This window comes from Flavobacterium sediminilitoris (genome assembly GCF_023008245.1).
In the GTDB taxonomy this organism is placed as follows: domain Bacteria; phylum Bacteroidota; class Bacteroidia; order Flavobacteriales; family Flavobacteriaceae; genus Flavobacterium; species Flavobacterium sediminilitoris.
Genome location: NZ_CP090145.1, coordinates 1,917,170 through 1,930,331 on the forward strand (window position 1 = coordinate 1,917,170; position 13,162 = coordinate 1,930,331).

The 13,162-nt window shown below is 29.8% G+C and carries 14 protein-coding genes; 9 read left to right on the plus strand and 5 right to left on the minus strand.

Annotated elements, in window-relative coordinates:
- The first annotated feature begins 151 nt into the window (after window positions 1–151).
- On the plus strand, window positions 152–1,834 hold the full coding sequence (locus tag LXD69_RS08640; protein ID WP_246918832.1) for a T9SS type A sorting domain-containing protein: 1,683 nt from the start codon (window positions 152–154) through the stop codon (window positions 1,832–1,834).
- Between the two features lie 39 nt (window positions 1,835–1,873).
- Here LXD69_RS08640 and LXD69_RS08645 read toward each other — a convergent pair whose 3' ends face one another.
- A complete protein-coding gene (locus LXD69_RS08645; protein WP_045967577.1) occupies window positions 1,874–2,329 on the minus strand; it encodes a GAF domain-containing protein in 456 nt (151 codons plus the stop codon).
- Window positions 2,330–2,400: 71 nt separating this feature from the next.
- On the opposite strand from LXD69_RS08645, the gene xrtF reads away from it, so the two are divergent.
- From xrtF to LXD69_RS08685, 8 genes are all read left to right on the plus strand, one after another.
- A complete protein-coding gene (gene xrtF, locus LXD69_RS08650) occupies window positions 2,401–2,952 on the plus strand; it encodes an exosortase family protein XrtF (protein WP_246918834.1) in 552 nt (183 codons plus the stop codon).
- Complete coding sequence (locus LXD69_RS08655; protein ID WP_262916267.1) at window positions 2,933–3,376, plus strand: exosortase F system-associated membrane protein; 444 nt, start codon at window positions 2,933–2,935, stop codon at window positions 3,374–3,376. Before xrtF ends, LXD69_RS08655 begins: the two co-directional genes overlap by 20 nt.
- Window positions 3,377–3,407: 31 nt before the next feature.
- A complete protein-coding gene (locus tag LXD69_RS08660) occupies window positions 3,408–4,232 on the plus strand; it encodes a restriction endonuclease (RefSeq protein WP_246918836.1) in 825 nt (274 codons plus the stop codon).
- Between the two features lie 6 nt (window positions 4,233–4,238).
- Window positions 4,239–5,594, plus strand: a complete 1,356-nt coding sequence (locus LXD69_RS08665) for an MBL fold metallo-hydrolase RNA specificity domain-containing protein (RefSeq protein ID WP_246918838.1) — start codon at window positions 4,239–4,241, stop codon at window positions 5,592–5,594.
- Window positions 5,595–5,639: 45 nt separating this feature from the next.
- The gene (locus tag LXD69_RS08670; RefSeq protein WP_045967581.1) at window positions 5,640–6,047 is read left to right on the plus strand and encodes an HYC_CC_PP family protein; all 408 of its coding nucleotides are present in this window, start codon (window positions 5,640–5,642) and stop codon (window positions 6,045–6,047) included.
- Window positions 6,048–6,100: 53 nt separating this feature from the next.
- A complete protein-coding gene (locus LXD69_RS08675) occupies window positions 6,101–8,341 on the plus strand; it encodes a TonB-dependent receptor (protein ID WP_246918840.1) in 2,241 nt (746 codons plus the stop codon).
- A 20-nt stretch (window positions 8,342–8,361) separates the two neighbouring features.
- Window positions 8,362–8,703, plus strand: a complete 342-nt coding sequence (locus LXD69_RS08680; RefSeq protein ID WP_045967583.1) for a heavy-metal-associated domain-containing protein — start codon at window positions 8,362–8,364, stop codon at window positions 8,701–8,703.
- Window positions 8,704–9,024: 321 nt separating this feature from the next.
- Complete coding sequence (locus LXD69_RS08685; RefSeq protein WP_246918842.1) at window positions 9,025–9,774, plus strand: DUF2490 domain-containing protein; 750 nt, start codon at window positions 9,025–9,027, stop codon at window positions 9,772–9,774.
- An 83-nt stretch (window positions 9,775–9,857) separates the two neighbouring features.
- On the opposite strand, the gene groL is transcribed toward LXD69_RS08685, so the two are convergent.
- The 4 genes from groL to LXD69_RS08705 all read right to left on the minus strand — a co-directional run bounded on the left by groL (window position 9,858) and on the right by LXD69_RS08705 (window position 13,157).
- On the minus strand, window positions 9,858–11,483 hold the full coding sequence (gene groL / locus LXD69_RS08690; RefSeq protein WP_045967585.1) for a chaperonin GroEL: 1,626 nt from the start codon (window positions 11,481–11,483) through the stop codon (window positions 9,858–9,860).
- Between the two features lie 46 nt (window positions 11,484–11,529).
- Window positions 11,530–11,805, minus strand: a complete 276-nt coding sequence (locus tag LXD69_RS08695) for a co-chaperone GroES (RefSeq protein ID WP_045967586.1) — start codon at window positions 11,803–11,805, stop codon at window positions 11,530–11,532.
- Window positions 11,806–11,945: 140 nt separating this feature from the next.
- Window positions 11,946–12,314, minus strand: coding sequence for a preprotein translocase subunit SecG (gene secG, locus LXD69_RS08700; protein ID WP_161794127.1), 369 nt, complete (start codon window positions 12,312–12,314; stop codon window positions 11,946–11,948).
- Window positions 12,315–13,157, minus strand: a complete 843-nt coding sequence (locus tag LXD69_RS08705) for a hypothetical protein (protein ID WP_246918844.1) — start codon at window positions 13,155–13,157, stop codon at window positions 12,315–12,317. It abuts the gene before it with no gap.
- Between the last annotated feature and the right edge of the window lie 5 nt (window positions 13,158–13,162).

The following is a 13,162-nucleotide window of genomic DNA, read 5'->3' on the forward strand; positions in this document are numbered from 1 at the left end:
AAATTACTTTATTACATGTTTTTCTTTTATTAACCAGTTATCTGTTAAATGCTCAGGATAATTTCGAAATGATAATGGAAGAGAAATCCTCTCTTATAAAATTGTAAAAAAATAAAGATTAACTAGAAATAGTCATAAAACAAAAAAAATCATGAATAAAAAGACATACATACTAATTGTTGTTATTTGGTTTTGTCAATTTAGTATTGCGCAATATCAATTTACTCAGGTTGCTGAAATTAATATGGGAAGTAATGGTAGTAGTCCTAGGTATTTTATGGAATATAATGGAGAATTATTTTTCAATGCTTCTATTAGTTTTCAACAAAGATTATATAAAACCACTGGATCAGGAGCTACTCTAGTGTCTGACTTAAATGGAAATGGAGTGGGTTATAATCCAAAACCGTTAAAAGTTATTAATAACAAATTAGTATTTCATGCTTCATCTCAAGTACACGGTATGGAACTTTTTATTACAGATGGAACAGCTGGTGGTACAACAGTATTATTGGATATTTATCCTGGTCCGAATGGCTCTGATGTTTCCGATAATCCAGATTTTTATGCAGAATTGAATGGTGAATTATACTTTTGGGCGAGAGAAGCTTCTGGACCATCTTCACTTTGGAAAACTAATGGAACACCTGCTGGAACTGTAAAGATAATAGATCCAATTTTTGCAGGTGGTGGAACTCCTATGGTAACCTATAATGATAAAATTTATTTTTTAGCGTATAGTACAGCTGGACAAAATCCAGAATTATACGTAACAGATGGAACCTCTTCTGGAACGGGGTTGTTTTTAGAAATTAATCCTTCAACAGCGGCTAACTTGGCTGCTGGTTCTAGTCCAAATAATCTTTTTGTTTATGATGGCTATTTGTTTTTTTCGGCTGATGATGGAACAAATGGTAGAGAACTTTGGAGAACTGATGGTACAGCTGTAGGTACAACAATGGTGGCTGATATTTTTCCTAATACTTTAAATCCTTCTTTTGGAAAAGGAAGCAATCCAGATTATTTTATCGAATTTAATAATGAATTGTATTTTGCTGCAAGAGGGTATGATGTGGGTTTAAATCAGATAACAGGAAACGAATTGTATAAATATTCAAATACTAATGGTTGGGATAGAATAAAAGATATTTATCCAGGAAATTTGAATAGTGGCATTGGTTCAAATAATCCTTTTTTTATGCTAAATAATGAATTATACTTGGCAGCTCAAGATGGCACAGCTGGTGCAAATCAATTTGAAATATGGAAAACGGATGGCACAGAAAATGGAACTATAAAAGTAATTAATACCAGTTCTCTTAATAATGAATCTCCTAATTTTTCTGTTCAAGATAAAAAATTCACAGTGTTAAGTAACAAACTTATTTTTGAACATAATGTTCAGCAAATTTGGGTAACTGATGGCACAAATTCGGGTACTCAACAACTGACAAATACTGGAGCATTAAATGTACCAACAGGAGTTACAGCTTTTCAACCTATAGTTTATAATAATGAAATTTATTTTGGTGGAAATTACCCTACACAAGGTGTTGAACTTTGGAAAATTACAGACAGCATTTTATCAAGTGAAGATTTTACTTCAGAGGATAAAATTACTATTTATCCAAATCCAACAACTGATTTTATTACTTTTAGTACTGATTTGGATGATTTTCAAATACAATTATTTGATATTTCAGGGAAAGAATTGTTGAATTTGAAAAACCAAAAAAGAATAAGCTTTGAAGAATATGCTTCGGGTATTTATATTTTAAAGATGACAGCAAGTGCAAGTCAGAAGGTATATGTGAAAAAGATTATAAAAGAATAGTTTAAAAAACAAATCCTGCTTTTTAGCAGGATTTGTTTTTTAATATAAAGTAGCTACTTGCTCATTCACAAATTCTAAAAAACGCTCGTCAGCTTCAGTAAAAGGATCAATAACGTGAGAGTCAATATCTATTTGTCCTATGTTTTGTCCGTTTACAAATAAAGGTACCACAATTTCAGACTTTACTGTAAAACTACAAGCTATATAATTGTCTTGTGCAGCAACATCTGGTACAACAAAATTAGCATTTGATTCAGCAACTTGTCCGCATATTCCTTTTCCGAAAGGAATTACAGTATGATCTGTTTCTGCTCCAACATATGGTCCAAGATGTAATGTTTTAGTATCATGATTGGCAAAGTAAAAACCAACCCAGTTGTAATAAGATATATTATCCTGAAGAAGTTGGCAAATACGCTTTAATTTATCATCGCGAGAAAAATCGGAATTCTCTATTATATTAATTACTTGAGGTTTTAAAGTTTCAAATGACATAATTTATTTTTTTACAAAAGTATTTAATCTTCGCTATCAAAAAATACATATTTTTGTTAAAAATTACTCCTTTGAAGTTACTTTTTTCGCAATATCGATTTTTCTTTATTTTTTTAATAAAGTTTTTACTCTTCTATGTAGTTTCTGCTTTTTTGTATGCACTTTATTTAAATCAATTTAACGTAGATTTAAATGAAGTAGACGGATTTACTAAAAGTGTAGCTAAACAAGTGTATGCTTTAATGCATTTTTTTAACTTTGATTGTCAAATTATAGAAAAACAACAAGAATCATTTGTAAGATTAATATACAACGGAAAATTTGTTGCAAGGGTTGTTGAAGGTTGTAATGCAATAAGTGTAATGATATTGTTTGTTTCTTTTGTTTTTGCATTTTCTACAAGTTTTATTAGAACAATTACTTATATTATAATTGGACTTGTACTTCTTCATGTTTTAAACATTATAAGAATTGCTTTTTTAGTTTATGCATTATATCATTATCCAGAATATAAAGAATTTCTTCATGGAACAATATTTCCACTTATAATCTATGGTATCATGTTTTTATTATGGTTTTTTTGGGTAACAAAATTTTCAGAAAATGGTAAAAGAACTGTTTAAAGATAAGAAAAAAATATTGTGGTTATTTATTTTGTTACTTTTCATAGTGATGATTAGAACATTTGAAAGAACACTATTTTACGATCCCTTTTTGTCATTTTTTAAATCGGAATATCATAAAAAAGAATTACCTGAATTTAATACTTTAAAATTGTTTTTAAATCTATTAATTAGATATACGCTTAATACAATACTTTCACTATCAATTCTCTATTTATTATTTAAACAGAAAAAAATAGTTGTTTTTTCTTCGTGGTTATACTTTTGGTTATTTGTAGTTTTAATACTCATCTTTTTTAGTATTTTAATGTTTGATGCAAAACCCAATTATCTAATGTTGTTTTATGTAAGACGATTTTTAATCCAACCTTTATTTTTAATACTTTTTATTCCTGCATTTTACTATAACAAAGTAATCAAATAAATCACTACCTTAGTGTTTTATCCTTTCGATTATGAGAATTAAAAAGAAGTCTGGAGAAATAGTACAATTCGATACAGAAAAATTAATTCGTTCGCTAATTGCTTCTGGAGCTACAAAAGAAACTGCAAATCATATAATTGACGATATAAAACCGCAATTATATGATGGTATTTCGTCTCAAAAAGTTTTCCGTTTAGCATATTTAAAATTAAAAAATTATTCAAAGGGACATGCAGCGCGCTATAATTTAAAAAATGGAATTATGGCATTAGGACCTGCTGGATTTTATTTTGAAAAATTTATAGCTAGGATTTTTGAGTTGCAAGGATATCAAACCAAAACCAATGTAGAGGTTGAAGGAGCTTGTATATCTCATGAACTTGATGTTGTGGTTAAAAAAAATAATCATGTGGCAATGGTTGAATGTAAGTTTCATGGCAGTAAGGAAGTGAAAACAGATGTTAAAGTTCCAATGTATATTTTATCCCGATTTAATGATTTAAAAAGTGTTAATCATAGTTTTTTTTCTGAAGATGAAAAAATTACAAAATGTTGGATTGTTACCAATAATAGGTTTACATCTGAAGCTATAAAATTTGGAGAGTGTTCGGGGTTAAATCTTTTAAGTTGGGATTATCCAATGGGAAATGGATTGAAAGAATTGGTTACTCAATTTAAAGTCTACCCAATTACATGTTTAACTACGCTAACAATAGCTGAGAAAGAAATTTTATTGTTACAGGAAATTCTAACAGTATATAATTTAGTCCATCATGAAAACGGATTTGCTAAATTAAAATTGAGTCAATCAAGAATAAAAAAGGTGTTAAATGAGTGTCAACAACTTTTAAGTTAATAATTTATGAAAGTACATTTTTTAGGAGCGGCCGGAACGGTTACAGGTTCCAAAATTATAATCGAATCTGAAAAGGGTACCGTTTTAATAGATTGCGGTCTTTTTCAAGGATTAAAAGAATTGCGTAATTTAAATAGAGAACCATTATCATTTAATCCTGAATCCATTGATTTTGTAATTCTAACGCACGGGCATTTGGATCATTGCGGATGGTTACCAAAATTAGTTGCCGATGGTTTTAGCGGTAAAATATTTTGTACAGCCCCAACTAAAGAAATTACAAAACTGATTTTATTGGATAGCGCTAAAATTCAAGAAGAAGAAGCCGAGAAAGCAAATGAGGAGCTTTATTCGAAACATAATCCAGCACTTCCGTTGTATACCGTTAAAGATGCAGAGCTCGTTTTTCCATTGCTTCGAGTTGTTGAAAAAGATATCACAGTAGTTTTAAAGGAAGGTTTTTCGTTTTCTTTTTTTTATGCGTCTCATATTTTAGGAGCCTGTTCCGTTTCGCTTCAAGTTGAAGAAAAAACACTTGTATTTTCGGGAGATATTGGTCAAGACGATGATGTTTTACTCTATCCGCCTGTAAAACCTAAAAAAGCAGATTATGTTTTTTTAGAAAGTACTTATGGTAATCGTTTGCATACTAATAGTAATCCGCTTTTTGATTTGGAAATTTTTATCAATAACACTTTCGTAAGGGGCGGAAATGTTATAATACCAAGTTTTGCAGTGGAACGTGTTCAAACAGTAATGTACTTGCTTTGGCAACTTAAAAAACAGGATCGAATTCCAGATATTCCTTATATTATTGATACGCCTATGGGAATAAGTGTGTTGCAGGTTTTTCAAGAATATAGAAATTGGCATAAGTTAAATTATGAAGAGTGTGTTGAAATGAGCAAAATGTTTACACTTATTTCCAATTTTAAAGATACGATAGAAACAATTTATGATAAGCAACCTAAAGTTGTTATTGCAGCTAGTGGCATGATAACAGGAGGAAGGGTGCTTTCGTATTTAGAACGTTACATTGGGAAACCAGAGAATTTAGTTGCCTTGGTTGGATATCAGGCAGAAGGAACACGAGGGCGAAAATTATTAGAAGGAGCAAAGGAAATAAAAATGTATGGTAAGTATTATCCAGTTGAAGCGGCAATTCATTTAATCGACGGATTGTCTGCGCATGGCGATCAAAGTGATTTGTTGAATTGGCTATCCGATTTGGAAGCAAAACCTCAAAAAATATTTTTGGTTCACGGAGAATCCGATGCAGCTGAAGGACTTCAATCGAAAATTGAGGAAAAACAAAAGATAGATTGTATGATTCCGTATTTGGGTCAAATTATAGAAATTTAGTAACAATTTAACCTTTTAAATTAAAAACTTTTATACTTTTGCACCATGCAATTTAGAAAAAGCACATCAATATTTTTAGCCTTTTTTATCCTGTTTTCTAATTTAGGATTGGCTTTTAATGTACATTATTGTAAAAACAAAATTGCAGGAATTTCATTAAGCACTCAAGAAAAAGAATCATGTGTTGAAGTAGTAAAATCATGCTGCATTACAAGTGAAGCTTCTAAAAATTGTTGCTTAGATGAAATTGTAAAAGTTGAAAAAAAATCAGATGATATTCTGACTAAAATTTTTCAATTTGATGTGCAACAATATTATACCCTAAACACTACTGAAGTTTTTGAGAATCTTAAAGGTGTTTATTTTGTTAAAAAAGAATCTCCTTCTTCTTATTGCAATTCGAATGCACCACCTTTCTATAAACTATATTGTCAACTAGTGTTCTACGCATAATTTTAATGTTTTTTTAGCTTTAAAAGAGAATAAAAAATATTAAAATAAAATGAATGTATAATAAAATAACAGCTTTACTATTGTTTTTTGTTTCATTTGTTCAAGCACAAGATGAAATTAAAGGAAAAATAATAGATGAGAATAATGAAGAATTATTAGGAGCCAATGTATTTTGGATCAACACATCAGTTGGAACAACAACTGATATAAACGGAAATTTTACACTTAAAAAAGTAGATGAAACAACAAGTTTAGTAGTTAGTTATATTGGATATAAAACACAAAAAGTTGAAATTACTTCAACTGAAAATATAACTATAAAGCTAGAAGCTGTAACAACATTGAATGAAGTAACCGTTTCAAAAACTAAAAAAAGCACAGAGCATTCAAAATTTCAAGTAGCTAATGTTCATACAATGGAGCAAAAAGAGTTACTAAAAGCGGCTTGTTGTAATCTTTCAGAAAGCTTTAGTACAAACCCATCTATCGATGTGAATTTTTCTGATGCAGTAACAGGAAATAAACAAATTAAGATGTTAGGATTAACAAGTCCTTATATTTTAATTGCAGAAGAAAATATTCCTTCAGTTCGTGGAGCTTCACAAGCTTATGGATTATCATTCGTTCCTGGAACATGGGTAGAAAGTATTCAAATAACAAAGGGCGCTGGAAGCGTTATTAATGGCTATGAAAGTATTTCGGGACAAATTAATTATGAAATTTTAAAACCATCCAACGATATTCCTTTTTTCTTAAATGTCTACGGTTCGCAAGATAGTAGGTTTGAATTGAACACGCATTTTAATCAAAAATATTCAGATAAATTAAGTTCTACTTTATTTGTTCATGGAAATACTCGTCAGAGTAAGAATGATATGAATAATGATGGTTTCTTGGACAATCCTATTGGGAAACAGATTAATATTTTAAATCGTTGGCAATATAATGATGTAGAAAATGGTTTTGTAAGTTTTCTTAATTTGCGTTATATGAAAGACGAAAAACAATCAGGGCAAGTTAATTTTAATCCAAAATTAGACAGATTAACAACAAATGCATGGGGAAGTGAAATTAATACAGAAAAAATTGAACTTTCAAATAAAATAGGATATGTTTTTCCAGATATGCCTTATCAAAGTATTGGTTTCCAAAATTCATTTCAATCACATAAACAAGATTCTTATTTTGGTTTAAATCAATATAATATTCATCAAAAAAGTTATTATTCGAATTTAATATTTAATTCAATAATCAGCAATACCAGAAATAAATTTGCTACAGGAGTAAATTTTAATTACGATTCTTATGATGAATTAGTAGCTGTTAATTTTACTAAAGATTTTTCAAGGATTGATAATTCAGTAGGTGCTTTTTTTGAATATACTTATGACAATTTGGATAACTTTAGTTTGGTAGCTGGAGCACGTGTAGATAATCATAATAGATTAGGAACTTTTGTTACACCTAGATTACATATAAGATATAATCCGTGGAAAGAAGCTGTTGTAAGAGCTTCAGTAGGAAGAGGGAAGAGAGCTGCAAATATTTTTGCAGAAAATCAACAACTATTTGCATCATCTCGTAATTTTTCAATTTTAAATAATGATGGAAAATTATATGGATTAAACCCAGAGATTGCATGGAATTATGGATTAAGTTTTATTCAATCTTTTAAATTATTTGGAGCTGATTCTGAAATTGTTTTAGATTACTATAGATCAGATTTTGAAAACCAAGCAGTAGTAGATTTAGATTTTAGTCCGCAACAAGTCTTATTTTTTAATTTGAACGGAAAAAGTTTTGCAAATTCGTTTCAAGCAGAATTTAATATTGAGCCTTTTAAACATTTCAATATAAAATCAGCTTATAAATATTATAATGTTCAAACTCAATTTGCAGCAGGTCAATTGCAGAGAGCTTTGCAAGCAAAACATCGTTTTTTTACAAATGTATCTTTTGAAACTCATATTAAAGAAAAAGGACAACAATGGAAATTTGATGCAACATATAACTTATTAGGAAAACAAAGATTACCAAATACGTCAAGTAATATTCCAGAATATCGTTTAGTAGAATATGCTCCTTCATTTGCAGTAGTAAATGCACAAATTACAAGAACATTTTCAAGTACTTTTGAAGTATATATTGGTGGAGAAAATTTAGGAAATTATAAGCAAAATAATGCAATTGTAAGTGCTGAAAACCCTTTTGGTACATATTTTGACAGTAGTATGATATATGGACCTGTTTTCGGACAAATGTATTATGCAGGATTACGATTTAAAATAAAATAAGTAACTTAAAAATAAAAAGAATGAAAAAAATAGTTATGCTTTTGCTAGTAGGATTGGTTTCATTAGCAAGTTTTTCTCAAGAGAAGAAAAGCAAAAATAAAAAAGTAATATTAAAAGTTGCAGGTAATTGTGAAATGTGCGAAAAGCGTATTGAGAAAGCAGCATTTTCTATTAAAGGAGTAAAAAGTGCCGAATGGCATTCTGATTGTCAAGATATTCATTTAATTCTTGATGAAAACAAATGTACAAAAGAAGATGTAGCAACAGCTATTGCAAAAGTAGGACACGACACAGATTTAGTTAAAACAACTGATGCAATGTATGAAGAATTACACGGCTGTTGTCAATATAAAAGAGAATAACAGAAATTACAGATGATTTAACTGCTTCCAAATAGTACTCAGCTTTTTGGAGGCAGTGTTTTTTATAGGAGACATTTATGCTAATAGTAATGTTGATAATAAACTATTGTAATCTAAAACTTACTTTTTTTTATAATTTAACTATAGATGTCAAGGTAATTTTTTAATTTTGTAAAGCTAGAGAATTTTTAAATCGGTTTTAAAAATATCCACTTTCAGGAAAAGTTAGAAAAGATTAATCAAAAGTTTAATTAAAATTTTTAGTTGGTAACCATTTGCTTATCAATAGGGATTTTTTATGTAAAAAAAATAATATAAAAGATGGGAAAAGTTAATAAAATAACCATTTTAACAATCTTGTTTTGTTCAAGTTTAGTAACCTCTGCACAAGAAATAATACATCATGATGATGTGAATACATGGTTTACTATACTAAATAGATTGAGTTTAAATTCGAAATGGAGTGTTTCAAATGAACTGCATGAGCGTACAGGTGCTTTTTTAGATGAACATGGTACTTTTTTATGGCGTCCATCTGTAGATTACCATTTGAATAAAAATATTGAATTTAGCGTTGGATATTCTTATATTAATAATAAACCAAACGATCCAAATCCAAGTCCAAAAATTGGAGCAATAGAGAATAATATGTGGGAGCAAGTTTTATTAAAGCACGATATAGGAAAGGTTTTTTTTCAACACCGTTTAAGACAAGAACATAGATGGTTTGATAAAGTAGGAGTAGACGCAGAAAGATCTTACTATAAAACGGGCACAGATTATGCTAATAGATTTAGATATAGAATAACTATAAGTACACCAATTAAAACTTTTGAAAATGGGAAAGAGTTATTTTTTAATGGTTTTGATGAGCTTTGGTTGCCACAAACGGATGGATTAGCATTAAAAAGTTTATCGCGAAATTGGTTGTATTTAGGTTTTGGATATAAATTCAATTCAAAGACAAATTTACAAATAGGATATATGAATCAATGGGATGCTATTGGAAATAATATTTATATTTCAACACCTATTTTACAGACTACATTTGTAAGGAATTTTGATTTATAAATCTCTTATTAGTTGTTTGTTAAAAAAACCGATTAGAATTTCTAATCGGTTTTTTTGATTTATAGACATCAGTTATGATATTATTACATCATTCCAGGCATTCCTCCGCCCATTGGCATTGCAGGAGTATCTTCTTTAATATCAATTAAAGCACATTCTGTGGTTAAAATCATTCCAGCAACAGAAGCAGCGTTTTCAAGAGCTACACGCGTTACTTTCTTAGGATCAATAATTCCTGCTTTTAGCATTTGAACATATTCTCCAGTTTTAGCATTAAACCCAAAATCATCTTTACCTTCTAATACTTTTGCAATAACAACAGAGCCTTCTCCACCAGCATTTTCAACAATTGTTCTTAGCGGTGCTTCAATTGCTCTATTTACAATTTGGATTCCAGTTGTTTCATCTGCGTTTTCAGCTTTGATATTTTTTAAAGCATCTTTAGCTCTAACTAATGCAACTCCACCACCAGCAACAATTCCTTCTTCAACTGCTGCACGAGTAGCATGTAATGCATCGTCAACTCTGTCTTTTTTCTCTTTCATTTCTACCTCAGAAGCAGCGCCAACATATAATACAGCAACTCCACCTGCTAGTTTAGCTAAACGTTCTTGTAATTTTTCTTTATCGTAATCAGATGTAGTAGTCTCAATTTGAGCTTTAATTTGGTTTACTCTTGCTTTAATGTTTTCTGGATTACCAGAGCCATTAACAATTGTAGTGTTGTCTTTATCGATTGTTACATTTTCAGCAGTACCTAGCATGTCTAGAGTAGTTGCTTCTAATGAGTATCCACTTTCCTCAGCAATAACTGTTCCTCCAGTTAAAATAGCAATATCTTCTAACATTGCTTTTCTTCTGTCTCCAAATCCAGGTGCTTTTACAGCAGCAATCTTTAAGCCTCCTCTTAATTTATTTACTACTAATGTAGCTAATGCTTGTCCATCAACATCTTCCGCAATAATTAATAAAGGACGACCTGATTGAGCAACTGGTTCTAATATTGGTAGTAATTCTTGTAGATTTGATATTTTTTTGTCAAATAATAAGATGTAAGGATTTTCTAATTCTGCAATCATTTTATCTGCATTTGTAACAAAATATGGAGAAAGAAAACCTCTATCAAATTGCATTCCTTCTACAACATCAACGTAAGTATCAGTTCCTTTTGCTTCTTCAACAGTGATAACACCTTCTTTCCCTACTTTTCCAAAAGCAGTAGCAATTAATTCTCCTATTGTTTCATCGTTATTTGCAGAAATTGAAGCTACTTGTTTGATTTTTTCTGAAGAATCTCCAACAGCAACAGTTTGTTTTCCTAAGTCAGCTACTAGTGCTTCAACAGCTTTGTCAATTCCTCTTTTTAAATCCATAGGGTTAGCACCTGAAGCAACGTTTTTTAATCCTTCTTTTACGATAGCTTGAGCTAGTACAGTTGCAGTTGTTGTTCCATCTCCAGCTAAATCATTTGTTTTTGAAGCAACTTCCTTAACCATTTGAGCACCCATGTTCTCTAATGGATCTTGCAGTTCTATTTCTTTTGCAACTGAAACACCATCTTTAGTTACTGTTGGCCCACCAAATGATTTGCTAATTATAACATTTCTTCCTTTTGGACCTAATGTTACTTTTACTGCGTTTGCTAATGCATCTACTCCACGTTTTAATCCATCACGTGCTTCTATATCAAATTTTATATCTTTTGCCATTTTTCTTTTTATTTAAATTGTTTTTTAAAGTTTTTCTTAGAAGTGATTAAAGAATTGCAAAAATTTCATCTTCTCTCATAATAAGGAAATCTTTTCCTTCATATTTAAATTCTGTGCCAGAATACTTTCCATAAAGTACTACATCTCCCGTTTTAACAGTCATAGTATAGTCTTTTTTACCATTACCCACTGCTACAACAATTCCTTTTTGCGGTTTTTCTTTTGCAGTATCTGGAATAATAATTCCTGAGGCAGTTGTTGTTTCTGCTGCCATAGGTTCAATCACGACACGATCTGAAATTGGTTTAATGTTTAATGACATATTTAATGTTTTTTTAATTAGTTATTTCTTGTAATATGATTTCAGAAATTATGCCAAATCGTATTTGTGCCATTTTTTCTTAAAGTAAAAATGCCAGCACTGACAGGCTGGCATTTTGTAATGTAATATAGTTTTGTAACCTATTTAGTTTTTTCTTCTGTTTTAGCAGGAGCTGTTCCTTCTGTAGCTGGTTGTGTAGTTGCTTCAGGAGTAACAGGGACAGTTGTAGTAGGGATGCTTATTTCATCGTCACCTAATATTTTTGAATCATTTGTACTACCTCCATTAAATGCTAATGTAGATAATAAAATAAGTGCAATTAAAATTCCACCTAAAGTCCATGTACTTTTATCTAAAAAGTCTGTTGTTTTTTGTACACCACCTAATTGTTGTGAACCACCAAATGAAGAAGATAAACCTCCTCCTTTAGGATTCTGTACCATGATAGCTAAAATTAGTAAAAAGCAAACAATTGTTATTGCAATTAAAAAACCTGTAAATCCCATAATCTAATTATTATTTTGTTGTAAATCTTTAATATCATTTATTCGGTCTGCAAAGAAACTACTTTTTTCTGGATATTTCAAAATTAAAATTTCATATGCTTGTATTGCTTTTAGATATTTTTTTTGTTCTAAGTATACCTTGGCAAGTGTTTCAGTCATTAAATGTGTTGGTTCTTCTATACTTTTCTTTATATTTGAAGGTATAGGAGTTGTCGTTTTAACAGGTGAAATTTTAGGATTTAATTCTATAAAACGATCAATAATGTCTATTTTTTTTAATTTTTCAGGATCTAAAATTTCATTTTCTTCAACATTTTCTCTTTCAATAGGACTAAATTTAGTTAATTGTAACCATTCTTGAAAAGAGTGTTTTTCATTTTGATTAAATTCGAGAGGTTTTCCTATTTCTAATTTTTCTTCAGTTTGAGATAAAAATTGCTCTACATTTTCAACCTCTTCAGTATTTTCAATTTTCTTTAGATCAACATTTGTAAGATTAACTTCAGGTTGATGTTGTAGTAATTCTTCTTTTTTTGAATCTTTATCTAGAACTGGAAACTCTTTTATAGGCTCACTTTGTTCTTCAATGTTGTTTTTTTGTAATGTTGTAAAATGATTAGAAGTTATAAAATCAAAAAGGATACTCCTATCATTTGTGTGCGCAGCCGTTTTTTTTAATTCGTAATTATACCTAAAACTATTTTGATTAAATAGACCTTTCAGATGTAATGCTCTTATACTTTGAAAGTATGGAAATTGCTGTAAAGCAATTTCTAATGCCATTGTTTGTTTTTCATCAATTAATTGTGGCTTATTTAATAAATATGTTAGGATGCTTGTGTTCAATTTAT